The 18,604-nt window shown below is 72.1% G+C and carries 20 protein-coding genes; 12 read left to right on the top strand and 8 right to left on the bottom strand.

The features are described 5' to 3' along the window. Nucleotides 1-16 precede the first annotated feature (16 nt). Nucleotides 17-1,027, bottom strand: coding sequence for an alpha/beta hydrolase (locus ASD62_RS01205; protein ID WP_056914402.1), 1,011 nt, complete (start codon nt 1,025-1,027; stop codon nt 17-19). Between the two features lie 75 nt (nt 1,028-1,102). Between ASD62_RS01205 and dop the strand changes: the two genes are divergently transcribed. From dop to prcA, 4 genes are all read left to right on the top strand, one after another. Next, nucleotides 1,103-2,620, top strand: a complete 1,518-nt coding sequence (gene dop / locus ASD62_RS01210) for a depupylase/deamidase Dop (protein WP_056914403.1) — start codon at nt 1,103-1,105, stop codon at nt 2,618-2,620. 77 nt (nt 2,621-2,697) lie between these two features. Next, nucleotides 2,698-2,904, top strand: a complete 207-nt coding sequence (locus tag ASD62_RS01215) for a ubiquitin-like protein Pup (RefSeq protein WP_056914404.1) — start codon at nt 2,698-2,700, stop codon at nt 2,902-2,904. Further along, nucleotides 2,901-3,728: a proteasome subunit beta gene (gene prcB, locus ASD62_RS01220; protein WP_056914405.1), complete on the top strand. Its 828-nt coding sequence runs from the start codon at nt 2,901-2,903 to the stop codon at nt 3,726-3,728. Before ASD62_RS01215 ends, prcB begins: the two co-directional genes overlap by 4 nt. Next, the gene (gene prcA / locus ASD62_RS01225; protein ID WP_056914406.1) at nt 3,725-4,561 is read left to right on the top strand and encodes a proteasome subunit alpha; all 837 of its coding nucleotides are present in this window, start codon (nt 3,725-3,727) and stop codon (nt 4,559-4,561) included. The genes prcB and prcA overlap by 4 nt, the downstream gene beginning before the upstream one ends. Before the next feature lie 87 nt (nt 4,562-4,648). Here prcA and ASD62_RS01230 read toward each other — a convergent pair whose 3' ends face one another. The 6 genes from ASD62_RS01230 to ASD62_RS01255 form a co-directional block, all read right to left on the bottom strand. Then, a complete protein-coding gene (locus tag ASD62_RS01230) occupies nt 4,649-5,374 on the bottom strand; it encodes a dienelactone hydrolase family protein (RefSeq protein ID WP_056914407.1) in 726 nt (241 codons plus the stop codon). Nucleotides 5,375-5,410: 36 nt separating this feature from the next. After that, nucleotides 5,411-6,046: a peroxiredoxin gene (locus ASD62_RS01235; protein ID WP_056914408.1), complete on the bottom strand. Its 636-nt coding sequence runs from the start codon at nt 6,044-6,046 to the stop codon at nt 5,411-5,413. Nucleotides 6,047-6,097: 51 nt separating this feature from the next. Next, the gene (locus ASD62_RS01240; RefSeq protein WP_056914409.1) at nt 6,098-7,018 is read right to left on the bottom strand and encodes an alpha/beta hydrolase; all 921 of its coding nucleotides are present in this window, start codon (nt 7,016-7,018) and stop codon (nt 6,098-6,100) included. Between the two features lie 171 nt (nt 7,019-7,189). Beyond that, nucleotides 7,190-8,188, bottom strand: coding sequence for an NAD-dependent epimerase/dehydratase family protein (locus tag ASD62_RS01245; RefSeq protein ID WP_056914410.1), 999 nt, complete (start codon nt 8,186-8,188; stop codon nt 7,190-7,192). 19 nt (nt 8,189-8,207) lie between these two features. Next, complete coding sequence (locus tag ASD62_RS01250; RefSeq protein WP_056914411.1) at nt 8,208-9,353, bottom strand: hypothetical protein; 1,146 nt, start codon at nt 9,351-9,353, stop codon at nt 8,208-8,210. After that, complete coding sequence (locus tag ASD62_RS01255) at nt 9,346-10,818, bottom strand: hypothetical protein (protein ID WP_157581186.1); 1,473 nt, start codon at nt 10,816-10,818, stop codon at nt 9,346-9,348. The genes ASD62_RS01250 and ASD62_RS01255 overlap by 8 nt, the downstream gene beginning before the upstream one ends. A gap of 66 nt (nt 10,819-10,884) precedes the next feature. Here ASD62_RS01255 and pafA point away from each other — a divergent pair, with 66 nt between their 5' ends. The 3 genes from pafA to ASD62_RS01270 all read left to right on the top strand — a co-directional run bounded on the left by pafA (nt 10,885) and on the right by ASD62_RS01270 (nt 13,772). Beyond that, on the top strand, nt 10,885-12,252 hold the full coding sequence (gene pafA / locus ASD62_RS01260; RefSeq protein WP_056914413.1) for a Pup--protein ligase: 1,368 nt from the start codon (nt 10,885-10,887) through the stop codon (nt 12,250-12,252). Nucleotides 12,253-12,373: 121 nt separating this feature from the next. Beyond that, nucleotides 12,374-13,345, top strand: a complete 972-nt coding sequence (locus tag ASD62_RS01265) for an FKBP-type peptidyl-prolyl cis-trans isomerase (RefSeq protein WP_157581189.1) — start codon at nt 12,374-12,376, stop codon at nt 13,343-13,345. A 40-nt stretch (nt 13,346-13,385) separates the two neighbouring features. Then, entirely contained in the window at nt 13,386-13,772 is a 387-nt protein-coding gene (locus tag ASD62_RS01270; protein WP_056914415.1) for an FKBP-type peptidyl-prolyl cis-trans isomerase, read from the top strand. Nucleotides 13,773-13,820: 48 nt separating this feature from the next. Here ASD62_RS01270 and ASD62_RS01275 read toward each other — a convergent pair whose 3' ends face one another. After that, on the bottom strand, nt 13,821-14,939 hold the full coding sequence (locus ASD62_RS01275) for a DUF3866 family protein (protein ID WP_056914416.1): 1,119 nt from the start codon (nt 14,937-14,939) through the stop codon (nt 13,821-13,823). 52 nt (nt 14,940-14,991) lie between these two features. On the opposite strand from ASD62_RS01275, the gene ASD62_RS01280 reads away from it, so the two are divergent. The 5 genes from ASD62_RS01280 to tatC all read left to right on the top strand — a co-directional run bounded on the left by ASD62_RS01280 (nt 14,992) and on the right by tatC (nt 18,568). Continuing rightward, nucleotides 14,992-16,005, top strand: a complete 1,014-nt coding sequence (locus ASD62_RS01280) for a YafY family protein (protein WP_056914417.1) — start codon at nt 14,992-14,994, stop codon at nt 16,003-16,005. After that, nucleotides 16,002-16,991, top strand: a complete 990-nt coding sequence (locus ASD62_RS01285; protein WP_056914418.1) for a YafY family protein — start codon at nt 16,002-16,004, stop codon at nt 16,989-16,991. The genes ASD62_RS01280 and ASD62_RS01285 overlap by 4 nt, the downstream gene beginning before the upstream one ends. 10 nt (nt 16,992-17,001) lie before the next feature. Then, nucleotides 17,002-17,313: a hypothetical protein gene (locus tag ASD62_RS01290; protein WP_056914419.1), complete on the top strand. Its 312-nt coding sequence runs from the start codon at nt 17,002-17,004 to the stop codon at nt 17,311-17,313. Between the two features lie 89 nt (nt 17,314-17,402). Further along, a complete protein-coding gene (gene tatA, locus ASD62_RS19555) occupies nt 17,403-17,726 on the top strand; it encodes a Sec-independent protein translocase subunit TatA (protein WP_082580501.1) in 324 nt (107 codons plus the stop codon). A gap of 71 nt (nt 17,727-17,797) precedes the next feature. After that, a complete protein-coding gene (gene tatC / locus ASD62_RS01300) occupies nt 17,798-18,568 on the top strand; it encodes a twin-arginine translocase subunit TatC (protein WP_056914420.1) in 771 nt (256 codons plus the stop codon). Nucleotides 18,569-18,604: the final 36 nt, after the last annotated feature.

The raw sequence follows: 18,604 nt of genomic DNA on the forward strand, positions 1-18,604 counted from the left end.
GTGATGCATGTCGAGACTAACCGCCGCGGGGCCCCTGTGGGACCTCCCCGTCCCACAGGTGGGACCCGAGCTCGCCGACGAGCTCGGCGCGGTGCTGGGCCGCGGTGGGCACGACGCCGGGGATGGAGGCGAAACCGTGCGGGACGCGGACGTAGTTGGTGAGCCGGACGGGCACGCCCGCGGCCCGCAGCGCGGCGGCATACCGGGAGCCGTCGTCGCGCAGCGGGTCGCGGTCGGCGGTCTGGATCAGGGCGGGCGGCAGGCCCTCGAGGCTGCCGAACAACGGCGAGACGAGCGGGTCGCGCAGGTCCGAGCCCTCGGGGGCGTAGTGGTTGCGGAAGGCGACGATGCTGGCCCGGGTGAGCATCGGCGCCCCGGCCAGCTCGTGGATCGAGGGGGATGCCAGGGTCATGTCGGTCGCGGGGTAGATCAGGGCCTGGTGGCGCACCGGTGAGTCCCCGCGGTCGCGCAGCACCTGGGCGGTCACCGCGGCGAGGTTGCCCCCGGCGCTGTCACCGCAGAGGGCGACCCGCGAGGTGTCGGCGCGCAGGACGTCACCCTGCCCGGACAGCCACGTGGTGGCGTCGACGCAGTCGTGCGCGGCCGTGGGGGCCCGGTGCTCGGGCGCCAGCCGGTAGTCGACGCTCACGACCACGGCGCGGACCTGGGCGGCGAGGTGGCTGCACAGCGGGTCGTACATCACGACGTTGCCCTGCACGAACCCCCCGCCGTGCAGGAAGACGATGACCGGGACCTCGGTCTCGGTGTCGCGGACGCCACGGGGGCGGTACAGGCGCAACGGGATCGAGTGGCCGTCACGCGCCGGTGCCGTGCCGTAGGTGATGCCGACCGACCGGTCCACGGCCCCCGTGATCCACGAGAACGGCGGCCGGTCCGGCGTCACCGCACCCCGGTCCGCCTGGATCTGCTCGACGCTGCGACGCTCCACCGGCGGCCGGAGACCACTGTCGAGGAGCGCGGTGAGGGCGGCGGTCTGCGGGTACAACGCTCTGGGGGAGTGACGCATCTGCAGAAACTAACTCACCTAGGGTGAGGACATGAGCCAGGACGCACGACCCGGACACCGCCGCGAGCTCGACCGATGACCGTCCGCCGGGTCATGGGGATCGAGACCGAGTACGGCATCTCGGTGCCCGGCGACCCCGCAGCCAACCCCATGGTCCTCTCCGGCCAGGTGGTCAACGCGTACGCGTCGGCCCAGGGCATCCGGGCCGCGCACGCCTCCTGGGACTACGCCGACGAGGCGCCCCTGCGGGACGCCCGGGGGTTCGAGATGGGCCGTGGGCTCGCCGACCCCAGCCAGCTCACCGACGAGGAGGACCCGACGCTGGCCAACGTCGTCCTCACCAACGGTGCACGCCTCTACGTCGACCACGCCCACCCGGAGTACTCCTCGCCCGAGGTCACCACCCCGCGCGCGGCCGTGGCCTGGGACCGGGCCGGCGAGCTGATCATGGCCGAGTCGGTGCGCCGCCTGTCGCACGTGCCGCCGGGGGTCAACCTCTACAAGAACAACACCGACGGCAAGGGCCAGTCCTACGGCACGCACGAGAACTACCTCATGCGCCGCGAGACGCCGTTCTCCGACATCGTGCGCCACCTCGTGCCGTTCTTCGTCGCCCGCCAGGTGGTCACCGGGTCCGGGCGGGTGGGCATCGGGATGGACTCGCGCCGCGACGGGTTCCAGCTCAGTCAGCGCAGCGACTTCTTCGAGGTCGAGGTGGGCCTGGAGACGACGCTCAAGCGGCCCATCATCAACACCCGCGACGAGCCGCACGCGGTGGCGGACCTGTACCGCCGGCTGCACGTCATCATCGGCGACGCCAACCACTGCGACGTCGCGAACCTCCTCAAGCTGGGCACCACGTCGCTGGTCCTGGCCATGATCGAGGACCGTGCGATCAGCGCCGACCTCACCGTCGCCCGCCCTGTCGCGACCCTCCAGGCCGTCAGCCACGACCCCACCTGCCGCCAGCTCATCGAGCTGCGGGACGGGACGAAGCTCACCGCGGTGCAGCTGCTGTGGCGCTACCACGACGCCGCGGAGCGCTACCTCCAGGACCGGTATGGCGCCGAGCGGGACGACGACACCGCGGAGGTCATGCGGTGGTGGGCCCTGGTCCTCGACAAGCTCGAGCGGGACCCCTCCGAGGCCGCCCGCGAGGTCGACTGGGTCGGCAAGCTGCAGGTGCTGCAGGGGTACATCGACCGCGACGGCCTGGACTGGTCCGACTCGCGGCTGCGCGCCATCGACATCCAGTGGTCGGACGTGCGCCCCGACAAGGGCCTCTTCCACCGGTTGCGCAGGGCTGGGCGGTTCGAGGAGCTCGTGCCGGAGGAGGTCGTCCTCGAGGCCGTGCGCGAGCCCCCGCACGACACCCGGGCGTACTTCCGGGGCAAGTGCCTGGAGAAGTACCCCGACCAGATCGCCGCCGCCTCGTGGGACTCGGTGATCTTCGACGTCCCGGGCCACGCGTCGCTGCAGCGGGTGCCGATGCTGGAACCGTTGCGGGGCACCAAGGCCAGCGTCGGGTCGTTGCTCGACCGGAGTCCGGACGCCGCCACCCTGCTGCGCGAGTTGGCCTCGGCATCGGGTTAGGTTCGGACTAGGGTCGACGCAGGACGGGCGCCCGCGCCCACGTCGCCACACGCAGCACCGAGCGAGAGGTCACGGACATGCCGAGCCAGGAGCAGAGCCGCCCACAGCGCAGGGACGACGCGCCCGACGAGGCGCCCGAGCCCACCCCCGCAGCGCCCGAGGCCACCGCCCGCAAGGAGAACCTCGACTCCGACATCGACAGCGTCCTCGACGAGATCGACGGGGTCCTGGAGTCCAACGCGGAGGAGTTCGTCCGGGGGTTCGTCCAGAAGGGTGGCCAGTGACCACAGGCGCCGACGCGGGGAGGCTCCCCGCGGCATACCTGTCCACGGGCTCCTCGTCCTTCACCGACTTCGTCGGGGCGCACGCCCCTCACCTGCTGCCCTCGCGCAGGGCCCTCCCGGTCGGGAGCACCATGGAGGCACCGCACGGCACGACGATCGTCACCGTCACCTACGACGGCGGCGTGGTGATGGCCGGCGACCGGCGGGCGACGATGGGCAACCTCATCGCCAACCGCGACATGGAGAAGGTCTTCGCCGGTGACGAGTACTCCGCCGTCGGCATCGCCGGCACCGCGGGCATCGCCATCGAGCTGGTCAAGCTGTTCCAGGTCGAGCTCGAGCACTACGAGAAGATCGAGGGGACGCTGCTCTCGTTGGAGGGCAAGGCGAACCGGCTGGCGTCGATGATCCGGGCCAACCTCGGCATGGCCATGCAGGGGCTGGCCGTGGTGCCGCTGTTCGCGGGCTACGACCTCGACAAGCGGACCGGCCGGATCTTCTCCTACGACGTGACCGGCGGCTGCTACGAGGAGCACGACCACCACAGCGTGGGCTCGGGCTCGCTGTTCGCGCGCGGGGCGATGAAGAAGCTCTGGCGACCCGGGCTGTCGGCCGACGGCGCGGTCTCGGTCGCCGTCGAGGCGCTGTACGACGCCGCGGACGACGACTCCGCGACCGGTGGACCCGACGTCGGTCGACGCATCTGGCCGACCGTGGCGGTGGTGGGTGACCAGGGCGTGGTGTTCCGGTCCGACGACGAGCTGAGGACGACCGTGGAGGCCGTCATCGCCGCCCGCCAGGGCAACCCGGGAGGTGCGCGATGAGCAGCATGCCGTTCTACGTCTCGCCCGAGCAGCTGATGAAGGACCGGGCCGACTACGCCCGCAAGGGAATTGCGCGCGGTCGCTCGGTGGTCGTGCTCGGCTACGACAAGGGGATCGCGTTCGTCGCCGAGAACCCGTCGCGGGCCCTGCACAAGGTGTCCGAGATCTACGACCGCATCGCGTTCGCCGCGGTCGGCAAGTACAACGAGTTCGAGAACCTCCGGGTGGCAGGCGTCCGCTACGCCGACCTGCGCGGCTACTCCTACGACCGCACCGACGTCACGGCTCGCGGCCTGGCCAACGCCTACGCGCAGACCCTCGGCACCGTGTTCACCCAGGAGTCCAAGCCCTACGAGGTCGAGATCGTGGTCGCCGAGGTGGGCAGCACCGCCGACGAGGACCAGATCTACCGGCTCACGTATGACGGGTCCGTCGCCGACGAGCGCGGGTTCGTGGCCATGGGTGGCGCGGCCGAGCCGATCGAGACCGGGCTCAAGGAACGCTGGGAGCCCGGACTGTCGCTCGCCGACGCGTTGCGGCTCGCGGTCGAGCTGCTCGCCAAGGACCCGGCGAAGGACGCGGGCAAGGAGGGCGCCCCGGCTCGCACGCTCGGTGCGGGTCAGCTTGAGGTGGCCGTCCTCGATCGCGAGCGTCCGCGCCGGACGTTCCGCCGCATCGGGGGTGGGCTGCTCGACGCGCTGCTCAGCACCGAGGACCCGACGCACGACGCCCCGGCCGAGGACGACCGGACGCCGGGACGCCACGACACCCTCACCGGTGAGTCGCCGCGCGACGAGTCGACCAACCCGCAGACCCAGCGCCCGACCGAGTAGCACCGCGCGCACGAGGACGGCCGCCCCCGTCGGGGCGGCCGTCCTCCTGTCCGGGCCTGCTGCGCTGCGCGCTCAGACAGGGACCTTCTAGACAGGGAGCTTCTCGAGCAGGAAGCTCTCGGTCGCGACCCAGGCCTGGCTCGAGGCGGCCTCGTGGTGGAACATCGGCGACGGGTTGTCGAACGCGTGACCGGCGCCCTCGTAGGTGAGGAAGGTGACGTCGTCGTTGTCGGCCGTGACCGCTGCCTCGATCTCCTCGACCTTCTCCATCGGGATGTAGTCGTCGGCCGTGCCGAAGTGGTGCAGGCTCGGGGAGGTGACCTGGGGCGCCATACCGAGCAGGGTGGGCAGTGCCGAGCCGTAGTAGCTCACGAGCGCGTCGGGGGCCGCGCGGTCGGCCGCGGCAGCGGCAGCGACGTTGAACGCCATCCCGCCGCCGAAGCAGAACCCGATCACGCCCGCCGGCCCGCGGACCTCCGCGCGGTCGCGCACGGCGGCCAGCGCGGCCACACCGTCCTTGACGCCCTGCTCCCAGTCGAACCGGCCCATCAGCTCCATGGCCTGCGGCAGGCCGTCGCCACCTTCCTCGACGACCGGGTCGCCGAGGCGGTGGTAGAGGTGCGGGACCAGGACGACGTACCCGAGGGCAGCCAGGTCGGCGGCCCGTGAGGTGATGTAGTCGGTGACGCCGAAGATCTCCTGGTACAGCACGATGCCCGGGCCCTCTGCGGACTCGGGCAGGTGCAGGTCGGCGGGCATGGAACCGCCGTCGACCTCGATGGACAGGACCTCAGGGGAGCGGGTGTTGGTCATGTCACCAACGTAGGCCGCGCGGGCCCCGGGTGCCCCTCAGGCAGAGGGCGCGTCCGCGTAGCGCAGGTACGGCTTGACTACCTCGACACCCTTGAACCGCGCCTGGGCGTCCTCGGTCGAGACGGTCGGGGCGACGATGACGCGCTCGCCCGCCTTCCAGTCAGCAGGCGTCGAGAACGGGCCTGAGTCGTTGACCTGCAACGCATCCAGGGCCCGCAGGATCTCGTCGAAGTTGCGTCCGGCGCTCTTGGGGTAGGTGAGCGACAGGCGCACCTTGCCGGCCGGGTCGATGAGGAACACGGAGCGGACGGGTGAGGTGTCGCCGGCGCCGGGGTGGATCATGTCGTAGAGCTCGGCGACGTTGCGGTCCTTGTCGGCGACGATCGGGTAGGTCACCGAGGCGCCGGAGACCTCCTCGATGTCGGCCTTCCACGAGTTGTGGTCGTCGAGGCCGTCGACGGACACCGCGAGGACCTTGGTGTTGCGGCGGGCCCACTCGTCCTTGAGCTGGGCCACGCGACCGAGCTCGGTGGTGCAGACGGGCGTGAAGTCGGCGGGGTGGCTGAACAGCACGGCCCAGCCGTCGCCCTTCCAGTCGAGGAAGGTCAGCTCGCCCTCGGTCGTGTCGGCGGTGAAGTCCGGGGCGTCGTCGCCCAGTCGCAGCGTGGCCATGACGGCTCCTTCTCGAAGGTAACGCGATGTTTGTCGAAACCAAACATGCCGTTACTTGACCGAGGTGTGGATATCTCGTCCGGATGCTGGACCGAGCGCGGCGACCAGGGCCGCCGCGACGGTGGCCACCACGGCAGGGTCGAGCAGCAGGCCGTAGTGGTCGGAGTCGAGCTCCCGCACGGCAAGATCGGGGGGCAGGTGCGCCGCGGCGATGCGCTCCGCCGTGTACAACCCGACCGGCTGGTCCAGGGGTCCGCGGCGGGCGTACAGCAAGGTGGTGGGGGACTGGAGGGTGTGGATGGCGCTGAGCGTCGCCGGGTCGGACACGAGGTCGGCCCAGTCGGCCCGCACGCACTCCAGGGACGACGTCGAACGCATCCGACCCCGGGGCCCGGACAGGTCGTGCAGCAGGTAGGCCGCGAGGGCGGCTCCCGCGGGTCCGGACAGGTGCCGCCCGAGGGCGGGGTGGGCGCCCCAGTGGGCGAGGTAGGCCTGCTCGTCCTCGAACGTCATCGACAGCCGTTCCATCGCCGGGCCGATGATGCTGTGCAGGACCTCGTCGATGTCGAGAGTGCCCGGTGAGGGAAAGGCCAACCCGCCGTCGACGAGGACGACGGCCCCGACGTCCTGGGGGTGGGTGGCCGCCGCGAGCGCGGCGACGAAGGCTCCCATGTCGTGGCCGGCCAGCACCGGGCGCTCCAGGCCCAGGTGGATGGTGAGGGCGTGCACGTCGGCCACGTGGTCGGCCAGCCCGGTGGAACGCAGGTGCGCACTCTCGGCCCGCCCGCGCATGTCCGGGGCCAGCACGTGCACGAGGCCATCGAGGCGCTCGGCCACCGGCACCCACGCGAGGGCGTTCGAGGAGGTGCTGTGGAGGGCCACGACGACCGGCGCCCCGGCGGGCGCCTGCGTGAGGCGGTGCACCGTGAGGTGGCCGCCGTCGACGGGAACCTGCTCGGTCAGCGGTGGCACGCAGGGTCCTCTCTCGGGGTGACCGCGTCGTCGCGGCGCCGGGGCCGGCCCGGACGAAGCCGGCCGGAGCTCCCGGTCGACGTGCTGGGCCCGACGCTACGCACCGGCGGCGCCCCTCCCTATGGCGCCCGCCGCCACATCCCGGTCCGGGAAATGTGGTCGGTCGACGTCTCAGCCGACCGCCCGGGCCAGGTCGACCAGGGCGACCTCGTCAGCAGGGGCGAGACCGGCCCGGCGCGGGCGACCAGGGCCCTGCGCCAGCTCCCACGCGAGGGTGTCCTCCAGGGTCTGGGCGAGTGGCCGCGCCCTGAGTCCGAGCGACTCGGCCGCAGCAGTGCTGCGGCTCATCATTCCGGCGTACTCCGGCAGGGGGAGCCACAGCGGGAGCGAGCGCTCGCCCGACCACGGTGCGACCTCGTGCTCGGCGAGCCAGTCCTGCGACACCCGCACCAGCTCGCCGTCGTGCCCCGTCACCTGCCGGGCGGTGCGCAGGTGGTCGGGCAGCGGGACGACCGACCCGGCAGCGTTCGCCACGCCCACCGCGGCCACCTCGGCGCAGCGCAGCAGCCAGGCCGCGAGGTCGCGGACGTCGATCACCTGGGTGTCGATGGGTGAGTCGGGCACGAGGACCGCTCCGTCGGCCGTCGCCGGGTGGGCGAACCGCAACGGCCAGTACCCGGTCCGGTCCGTGTGGTCGCCCGGCCCGGCGACCAGTCCCGCCCTCGCCACCAGGGCCCGGTCCGGTATGGCGCCGAGCACGGCCTGCTCGCATGCCACCTTGCGCGCGCCATACGTCTCCCACCCCTCGTCGTCCTCGGGGGAGGGGTCGAGCAGGGGCGCCGACTCGTCGGCGCCGGGGTCGTCGTGCGACGCGTAGACCGACGCGGAGGACACGAAGACCCAGGACCGGGCTCGGTCGGCCAGCGCCGCCAGGGCGCCGCGGACGTGGCTGGGCTGGCGGGCAACGTCGACGACGGCGTCCCAGTCGGCCCCACCCAGCGCGTCGTACGCGCCGGGCGTGGACCGGTCGGCCCGGACGAGGGACACCCCGGCAGGGACCTCCCCGGCCCGGCCGCGCGCCAGCGCCGTCACCCGGTGCCCGGCGGCCACCGCCTGCGCGGCGACCTCGCCACCCAGCCAGGCCGTCCCGCCGAGCACGAGGATCCTCATGACCGCACCACCGCCGCGCTCAGGCGCGGCTCGGTTGCTTCGTGCCCGTGGCCGGGGCGGGCCGGGATGCGTCGTCCTTCTGCTTCGACGGCTGGTCGGTCTTCGGCGCTGCGTCCCCGGCAGCCTCCGGAGCAGGGACGGCGTCCTGCGCGCCCTCAGACCGGTCCTGGTCCTGGACCGGGACCACCGCGGCGGACTCGCCGGCCTCGGAGCCGCTCGCCGCCGCCACCTCGGGCAGGGCGCCCTCGATCGAGTCGACCATGGACGCACCACCGAGGGTGGCGAGCATCTGGCGCACGTTGCTCAGCTGGGCGGTGATGCTGTCGCGGCGGGCCGTGGCCGCTGCGAGCTCGCGCTCGGAGTCGCGACGGATCCGCTCGGCCTGCTCACGGGCGGACGCGACGAGCGCGTCGGCCTCGGCCTTGGCCGACTCGAGGGTGCGCCGGCTCTCGGCGGTGGCGTCGGCGTGGGCCCGCTCGCTGTCGGCAGCCAGCCCGGTGGCGCGCTCCTGCGCCTCGTTGAGCGCCTTCTCGTGCGCCGCCATCTGGGCGGTGAACTCGGCCGACGCCTTGTCGCGGCGCTGGCCCAGGGTCGCCTCGAAGTCGGCCGCCGCCGCGGCGGCGCGGGCGCGCTGGTGCTCGTAGAAGGCCTCCGCCTCCTCCCGACGGGCCGAGGCCTCGCGGTCGGCGTCGTCGAGGATCGAGTCGGCCTGCTGCCTGGCCTTCTCGACGACCTGGCTGGCCTGGGCGTCGGCGCGGGTGCGCCCGTCCTCGGCGTAACGGTCGGCGTCGGTGCGGGTCTGGTCCGCGGCCAGGCGCGAGGTGCCGGCCAGGGTCTGGGCGTCGACGTCCGCGTTCCGGCGGATCTCGGTGGCCTCCTCGTCGGCCATCGTGAGGATGGCGCCGATGCGTTCACCGAGGTCGGCGAAGGTCGGGGCCGCAGCCTTGCGCTGCTCGTCCTTCAGGCCTTCGAGCGCGCGAGCCGTCCGGGCGCCCTCCTCCTGGACCTTGGCCAGGGTCGAACGCAGCTCGCTGACCTCGACCGTGCGCTCGGCCGCCTCACGGCGGGCCTGCTCCAGGGCTCCGGCGTGCTCGGCCCGCCACTGGTCGACCTGGGCCGGGTCGTAGCCGCGCAGGACGCTGCGGAAGGAGGTGGTGTCACTCATGGGTGTTCCGTTCGGTGTCGTGGGTGGTGGGTCCGTCGTCAGCGGTGGTCTGGTGGGAAGGCACCGACAGGGCGTCGATGACGCCGGTCAGGTGGCCCAGCTGGGTGGTGATGTCCTCGCGGCGGGAGGCCAGGGAGGCGACCTCGGCCCGGGCCCGCTCCAGCATGGCCCGTGCCTCCTCCCGGACGCGGTCGGCGTCCGCCCTCGCCCGGGTGCTCGTGGCGATGAGCTCTTCACGAGCGGCCCGGTGGGACGCGTGGGTCTCGCGTTGCAGGCGCTCGATCTCCTCGGCGGTGCGCTCCCGGACCAGCCGGGACGCACGTTCGGCCTCCTCGAGGCGCCGGTTCGCCCGCTCCTCGGCAGCCTTCTCGCTCTCTGCCGCCGACAGCCGTGCGCGGTCCGCCTCCTCGCGGGCCAGCGCGGTCGTCCGCTCGGCCTGGGCCTGCGCCGCGGTCATGACGGCCTCGGCCTGGGCCCGCAGGTTGCCGGACTCCGCCCGGGCCGCGTCGCGCTCGGACCGCGCCCGGTGGGCGGCACGGGCGAGCGAGGTCTGGATCAGCTGGCGACGGGAGCGCACCCGGGTGGCGAGCTGCTGGTGCGTCTCGCGGCGCTGGCGGGCCAGGTCGGCCTCGGTCTCGTCGAGGATGCCGCGAACCGTCCGCTGGCTCCAGGCCAGGTGCTCCTGCGCCTCTGCCGTGACCTGGTCGGCCTCGGCATGAGCCGTCTCGAGGACCACCCGGGCCCGGTCCCGTGACTCCTCGCCGAGGGCCGCCGCCCTCGCGGCAGCCTCGTCGGTCAGGCGCGACGCCTCGACCTGGGCCTCCTCCACCCGGGTCCGCGCCTGCGCCAGCAACGCCTCCGCCTCCTCGCGGGCCTCGGCCAGCAGGGCGGCGTGCTGCGCGGCCTGCTCCGCGTCGCGCTCGGCGAGCCGGACGTCCCTGCGCGCCACGCCCTCGGCGAAGGCCGCATCGCGCTCGCGCTCGTGGGCGGCATACCGGGCCATCGCGGTGTCGTGGTCGTGCTGGGCCGCGGCGCGCAGGGCCTCGGCCTGCTGCTCGGCGTCCTCGACGAGGGCGCGGGCCTCGGCCCGGGCGCCGGCGACGGCCTCCTCGCTCGTCCGGGAGGCGGCCTCGGTGAGCCTCGAGGCCTGGTCGGCCGCGTCGGTGACGAGCGCCTCGGCCTCGCGGCGGGCGTCGTCGAGGGCCCGGCCGACCTGCTCGCGGTCACGGACCGCGTCGGCGTGCTGCCGCTGGGCGTCCTGCAGGAGCGACTGCGCCTCGGAGCGCAGCCGCTCGGCGTCCTGCCTGGCGAGGGCCAGTGCCGCGTCGGACTCGGCTCGGAGGGCGTCGGCATGGGCCTGGGCTCGTTCGAGGATCGACTGGGTGTGCCGGGTGAGGTCGCCGATCTGGGTGGCGGGCGGACCCGGTGGACGCGTCAGCGCGTCCGCTGGGAGGGCGTCGGGCATGGCGGTCATGATTCCACGCCGAGGGTTTGCCGTGGCCCAAGAGGAGTTCAAGCCTAGAGTGGGTCCATGGAGCGCCGGATCTTCGGGATCGAGAACGAGTACGGCATCACGTGCACGTTCGAGGGGCAGCGCAGGCTGACGCCCGACGAGGTCGCGCGCTACCTCTTCCGCAAGGTCGTCTCGTGGGGCCGGTCCTCCAACGTCTTCCTCTCCAACGGTTCCCGGCTCTACCTCGACGTGGGTTCGCACCCCGAGTACGCCACCCCCGAGTGCGACCACGTCCGGCAGCTCGTCATCCACGACAAGGCAGGGGAGCGCATCATCGAGGGCCTGGTGGCCGATGCGCAGGACCGGCTGGTCGAGGAGGGCATCGAGGGCGAGATCTACGTCTTCAAGAACAACACCGACTCGGCCGGCAACTCCTACGGCTGCCACGAGAACTTCCTCGTCGGCCGGGCGGGGGAGTTCCAGCAGCTGTCCGACGTGCTGATCCCGTTCCTCGTCAGCCGTCAGATCACCAGCGGCGCGGGCAAGGTCGTCACCACCTCCAAGGGCGCGACCTTCTGCGTCAGCCAACGAGCCGACCACATCTGGGAAGGCGTCTCCTCGGCCACGACCCGCTCGCGCCCGATCATCAACACGCGCGACGAGCCGCACGCCGACGCCGAGAAGTACCGGCGCCTGCACGTGATCGTCGGCGACTCCAACATGAGCGAGACGACCACGATGCTCAAGGTCGGCTCGGCCGACCTGGTCCTGCGGATGATCGAGGCCGGCATGGTCGTGCGCGACCTGACCCTGGAGAACCCCATCCGGGCGATCCGGGAGATGAGCCACGACATGACCGGCCGCAAGACGGTGCGGCTGTCGAACGGTCGCGAGCTGTCCGCGCTGCAGATCCAGTCCGAGTACCTCGAGCGGGCGCAGGCCTACGCCGACCGTGAGGGGCTGGAGGACCCGATCCACAAGCAGGTCCTCGACCTCTGGGAGCGCACCCTCACCGCCGTCGACACCGGCAACCTCTCGCTCGTCGACACCGAGATCGACTGGGTCATCAAGCACAAGCTCATCACCGGCTACATGGACAAGCACGGCCTGCCGATGGAGCACCCGCGGATCGCCCAGATCGACCTCGCCTACCACGACGTCAACCGCCAGCGCGGTCTGTTCTACGTGCTGCAGAAGCACGGTCGCGCGGCGCGGCTGTGCACCGACCCCGAGGTGTTCGAGGCCAAGACGGTGCCGCCGCAGACCACGCGGGCCAAGCTGCGAGGCGACTTCATCAAGGCGGCCCAGGAGCACCGGCGCGACTTCACCGTCGACTGGGTGCACCTCAAGCTCAACGACCAGGCGCAGCGGACCGTGCTGTGCAAGGACCCGTTCGCGGCCGTCGACGCCCGGGTCGAGCGGCTGATCGAGGGCATGCGCGGCTGACCACCGGGCGCCGGTGCCGGCCGCCGTCCCCAGCCTTCGCACATGGGGCATTTCGGGCTTTGCCAGCCTCCGCGGTTAGGGTGGGTCCTTGGTCCACCGCCCCGATCGAAGGTCCCTCACCGTGTCTGTGCGTTCCCTGTCTGCCCGCCCGAGCCGCCGCCGCCTGTCGGTGATGGCCGCGGCCCTGACCGCCCTCCTGGCCCTGACGGCCTGTGGCAACTCCGACGACGCCAAGGCCTCGCCCTTGGACGGCATCACCGTGACCGGGGGCAACGACACCACCGCGCCGACGGTCGCCATCACCCCGAAGCCGTTGTCGGTCAAGGAGACGACGACCAAGGTCGTCAAGGCCGGTGACGGCCCCGTGGTGAAGGACGACGAGATCGTCAGCGTCAAGTACGTCCTGCTCAACGCCAAGGACTCCTCGGTCCTCGACACCAACTACGGCAAGCAGAACCTCGGCCTCAGCCTCGGCGCCGAGGGCCTCCTGCCCGGCCTGAAGAAGGGCCTGGCGAACCAGAAGGTGGGTTCGCGCGTGCTGGTGGCCGTGCCGCCCAAGGACGCCTTCGGCGCCCAGGGCAACACCGACATCAAGGTCGGTGGCACCGACACCGTCGTCTTCCTCATGGACGTGCTCTCCGTGACCAAGCCCCTGGCCAGCGCCGAGGGCAAGGAGGTCAAGCCCTCCGCCGACCTGCCGTCGGTCAAGGTCGAGAGCGGCAAGGCCGCGACCATCACGATCCCCAAGGGCAAGAAGCCGCCGACGAAGACGGTCGGCCAGAACCTCATCGACGGCACCGGCGCCAAGGTCGCAGCCGGCCAGACCATCCGGGTCACCTACACCGGTGCGCTCTGGAAGGACGGCAAGGTCTTCGACTCGTCCGCGACCTCCCCTCAGGGCTACTTCGAGACCGTCATCGGCAAGCAGCAGGTCATCAAGGCCTGGGACGCCCAGCTCGTCGGCAAGGCCGTCGGCAGCCGCGTGCTCATGGTCGTCCCCCCGGCAGACGGCTACGGCGCCGCGGGCAGCCCGCCCAAGATCAGCGGCACGGACACCCTCGTGTTCGTCGTCGACATCCTCGCGGCCTACTGAGCCGCACCCGTCCCACCCTCTCTTCCCAAGGAGCAGCAGCATGGGTTTCGACCCCAACACCACCAAGCCCGAGATCGACTTCCCCGGTGACGAGGCCCCCAGCGAGCTCGTCATCGAGGACCTCACCGAGGGTGACGGCCAGGAGGCCGGCGCCGGTGACACCATCTCGGCGCACTACGTCGGCGTGGCCCATTCCACCGGCGAGGAGTTCGACTCCTCGTGGAACCGTGGCGCCCCCCTGGACTTCCGCCTCGGCGTCGGCCAGGTCATCCGCGGCTGGGACGACGGCATCGTCGGCATGAAGGTCGGCGGCCGTCGCAAGCTCGTCATCCCCGCCCACCTCGCCTACGGCGACCGTGGCGCCGGCGGCGCGATCAAGCCGGGCGAGACCCTGATCTTCGTGGTCGACCTCGTGGACGTCCGCTGACCGCGGACCGTCCCCGGGTCCGCTGAGCGGACCCATGGCTGGGTCACCTCAGCCGACAGCGTTCTCCGACAGCAGCCGGGCGGCCCACCGCCCGGCTGCTGCGCTGTGCAGGAACGCCGCGTGGTCCTCGTCGAGCCCGCGGCCCATGGTGGAGAGCTTCACCGGGGTGCCGCGCAGCGCCGCGTCGAGCCCGTCGACCGGCACCTCGCGCAGGGTCAGGTCGCCGGTCGCCTCGTCCACGAGGTCGCCCGCCTGCGCGAGCACGAGCCGTCCGAACTCGTCGTCCACGATCCCCACCGGCACGTCCGCCGCGGTGAGGCACACCCTCCCGTATGCCGTCCGACTGTGGTGCGAGATCCCACGGTGCCGCCCGCGCTGGTCGGCGTCGGAGACGCGCAGGGCCGCGACCCCGCGACCGCGCAGGACCCCGACGGCGTTGAGCGCCTCGCCCGCCGCGACGCCCGTGTACCCCCAGGTCGTTCCCGTCCCGACGTTGCCCGGTCCCTGGATGACGACGGCCACGTCGGCCCCGAGGACGTGGCGCGCCGCGAGCAGACCGGAGTGCAGGGTGACCGCCTCGTGCTCGCCGCCGTAGGCCTGGCCCACCGTCACGGTGCCGTGCAGCCAGCCCGCCTCGGTGAGGCCGGCGACCGCCCGTGAGAACGCGAGCGGCAGGGCTCCACCGTCGGTCATGAGGTAGACGACCCGGGCGTCCGGGCGTTCGGTGCGCAGGCCGGCCAGGACCGCGGGAAGGGCCGAGTGCAGGTCGGCGACGATGACCGGCAGGCCGAGCAGGTCACCGGCGGCCGCGGGGCCGGTGGTCAGGGCTGCGTGGTGCGGGCTGTCCTGCTCGTCCACGGCCATGAACATCTGCTGCTGGGGCGTGTACCTCGCCTTGACGATGTGGCCCTCGCTGGCCGGCGGGTCGGCGGGGAGGCGGTCTGGTGCCGCGACGACGAACGCCAGCCCGCCGGTGCCGAGGCCGCGCAGCAGCGCGGAGGCGTTGAGCAGGACCCGGTCACCGACCTGTGGCTCACCGACCAGGGCCGTGTACGCGAGGGCGCGCACCACGTCTCCGTCGTCGCCCGCCAGCTGGACCGCATACTCGACGGCGCCCGGCCACCGGCCACGCACCTGCTGAACCGTGCCCTCGCGCCACTGCATCACGACACGCAGAGTAGTCACGGGCGGTACCGCGCACTCCGGTAGCGTCGGGCGGGTGAGTTCACCCTCCGGCCCCGCGGCCAAGACCGAGCGCCTGCTCAACCTCGTGCTCTGCCTGCTCTACACGCGCCGGCCGCTGCCCAAGTCCAAGATCCGCGACATCGTGCCGCAGTACGGCGACGCCGCGAGCGACGAGGCCTTCGACCGGATGTTCGAGCGTGACAAGGACGAGCTGCGCGAGCTCGGCATCCCGCTCGTCACGGCCGAGATCGGCGGGGTATGGGACGACGAGGTGGGGTACCGCATCGACCAGCGCGAGTACGCGCTGCCCGACATCGAGTTCGAGCCCGACGAGCTGGCCGTCCTCGGCCTGGCCAGCCGCACCTGGGCGCACGCCTCGCTGGCCGGTCCCGCCGCCCAGGCCCTGCGCAAGCTCAAGGCCGCCGGCATCGAGCGGGACGGCGACTCGCTCATCGGCATCGAGCCGCGGCTCGGCACGAGCGAGCCCGCCTTCGAGCCGGTGAAGAACGCCGTCGTCGGCCAGCAGACCATCTCCTTCGGCTACCGCACCGGCGGCCAGGGCGAGGTCAACACCCGGCGCGTGCAGCCGTGGGGTCTGGCCTCCTGGCACGGCCGCTGGTACCTCACCGGGTTCGACCTCGACCGGGGCGCACCCCGGGTCTTCCGCCTCTCGCGCATCGATGGTGCCGTCTCGGTCGTGCGCAAGGCGGAGCCGTACACCGTCCCCGCCGACCACCGGGCCCAGGAGATGATCGCCTCGACCGTCGGCGAGCAGGAACCCCGGACCTCGGTCGTCCGGGTCCGCGAGGGCCGCGGACAGTCGCTGCGCCGCCGTGGCGCCGCCGTCGGCACCGAGGGGGAGTGGACCGTCCTCGAGGTGCCCTTCTCCGACCCCTACGCGTTCGCCGACGAGGTGAGCGGGTATGGCGCGGACGTGGTCGTGAGCGAGCCCCCCGAGGTCCGCGACCTCGTCGTCGAGCGCCTGCGCGGGGCCGTCCGGGCCCACGCCGCCGTCGCCTCGGCCCCGACCACCGGAGGAGCCGCATGAGCACCCCCGAGACCGCGACCGCCCGACTCACGCGGTTGCTGACGATGGTGCCGTGGCTGGTCAACCGCCAGGGCATCGACACCGGTCAGGCAGCGGCCGAGCTCGGCATCAGCGTCGACCAGCTCGACGCCGACCTGCGGCTGCTCTACCTGTGCGGGTACGGCCAGATGCCGGACGAGCTCATCGACGCCCAGTGGGAGAACGGCCGGGTGTTCGTCACCAACGCCGACACCATCGCCCGGCCCCTGCGGCTCGGGCGCGACGAGGCCCTCACCCTCATGGTCGGGCTGCGCGCCCTCGCCGCCGTCCCCGGGCTGGGGGAGCGCGACGCCATCGAGCGCGCCATGGCCAAGCTCGAGGAGGCCACCGGCGCCAGTGCCGAAGCCGCCTCCCGCGTCGAGGTCGCCATCAGCGAGGGCGTCGAGGCCGGGCTGCTCGCCGACGCCCGGCGCGCCGTGGAGGGCCACCGGCGAATCCACCTGCGCTACCTCGTGCCCAGCCGCGACGAGTCCACCGAGCGCGACGTCGACCCCATGCGCGTGGTGAACATCGACGCCAAGTGGTACCTCGAAGGGTGGTGCCACCGGGCGCAGGACACCCGGCTGTTCCGGATGGACCGCATCGAGTCGCTCGAGGTCCTCGACGTCGACGGCACGCCGCCGGCCGAGGCCGAGCTGCGCGACCTCGACGCCGGCACCTTCACCCCGCGCGCCGACGACACCCTCGTCACCCTGCACCTGGGCCGTGGTGCGGCCTGGGTCGCCGACTACTACCCGGTGGAGACCGTCGAACCGGGACCGGACGGGTCGCTCACGGTGACCCTGCGCACCGCCGACACGCTGTGGCTGCGCCGGCTCGTCTGGCGACTCGGGGGCCACGGCACCGTCGTCTCACCCCCCGAGCTGGCCCGCACGGTGACCGACGGCGCGGCCGCAGCCCTGGCGGCATACGGCATCGACGCCTCCGCGCCCAGCGCGGACGGGTAGGGTCGGGCACATGTGGTGGTGGGTCCTGATCTGGGTGCTTCTCGTGCTGATCGCGGTGGGCTACCTCGCGAGCCGCGCGTGGGGCGTCTGGGGCCAGGTCAAGGAGCTCAACACCGAGATCGGGCGTGCGTCCGAGACGGTGTCGGCCCTGCAGGCCCAGACCGAACGGCTCGGTGACCCCGCCCCACCCGTCGAACCCGCCATCTTCGGCGACCCCCGCCAGCTGCGCCGGGAACGCGAGGTCACCCGTGCTTCGTTGAAGCAGCAGCGGCGCGCCCGACAGGCGTCTCGCCGTCCGGCTTGGGCACGGCATCTAGACTGACCACAGGTACGGGAGTCGAAGGGCGCTCCCGGCCAGGCACACCGACTATCGCAGATCACCCGTTCGGGTGGTCGAGAGGACTGAATTCCATGGGTCGCGGACTCTTCGAAGGCTGGCACATCATCGTCCTGCTGGTCCTGCTGGTGGTGCTCTTCGGCTTCAAGCGGCTCCCCGACGCCGCTCGCAGCATCGGTCGCTCCATGCGCATCTTCAAGTCGGAGGTGCACGAGATGAAGAACGACGGGAAGAGCGCTGCGAGCAGCGACACCGTCAAGGGTGAGGCCGTGGCCGACCCCCAGGGTCCGGGCGCCACCGCGCCGGGCAGGACGCAGGCCGCTCCCGGTGCGACGACTGCCGCCTCGCCCATCACCGAGGACAACAGTCCCCGCACGGACAACGCCACCGGTCTCTGACCGAACACGAGTAGAACCACCGAGACCGACTGATCATGGCCTTTCGTCGTGCCCGCAGTCCCGAAGGCCGCATGACTCTCGGTGACCACCTGCGCGAGCTCCGTCGGCGGTTCCTGATCTCGGCCATCGCCGTGCTGCTCGGGGGCGTGCTCGGCTGGATCTTCTACCCGCAGGTCTACGCGCGCCTGGCAGCGCCCTTCAACGACTACAAGCTGGCCAACCCGCAGAGCGTCATCAGCCTCAACTTCGGGAACGCCACGGCGGCCTTCTCCCAGCAGGTCAGCCTCTCGATCTTCGTCGGCGTCATCGCCTCGAGCCCCGTGTGGCTCTACCAGGTCTGGGCGTTCATCCTCCCGGGGCTGACGAAGAAGGAACGCAACATCTCGCTGGCGTTCATCGCGGCGATCTTCCCCTTGTTCCTTGCTGGTTGCGGCCTGGCCTACTTCGTCCTCCCGGCCGTGCTGGCGGTCCTGTACGGGTTCACCCCCGCCGGCGCCTCGAACATCCAGCAGGTGTCCGAGTACTTCAGCTTCGTCACGCGGTTCATCCTGGTCTTCGGAGCCGCCTTCCTGCTGCCGGTGTTCCTCGTGGCGCTCAATGCGATCGGCATCCTCCCCGCATCGGCGATGCTCAAGGCGTGGCGACCCGCCATCTTCGGCATCTTCGTCCTCTCGGCCATCGCGACGCCCACACCGGACGCCTTCACGATGTTCCTCATGGCCATCCCGCTCACGGTCCTCTACTTCGTCGCGATCCTCGTGAGCAAGCTGATCGAGCGGCGCAAGCGCAAGGCACGGCCCGACTGGGTCGAGGTTCCGGACGACGAGGCCTCGACGCTCTGAAGCCGTCCCCCGACACCTTCCGGGACGGTGCCGCAG

This window comes from Phycicoccus sp. Root563 (assembly GCF_001427915.1).
Taxonomy (GTDB): domain Bacteria; phylum Actinomycetota; class Actinomycetes; order Actinomycetales; family Dermatophilaceae; genus Pedococcus.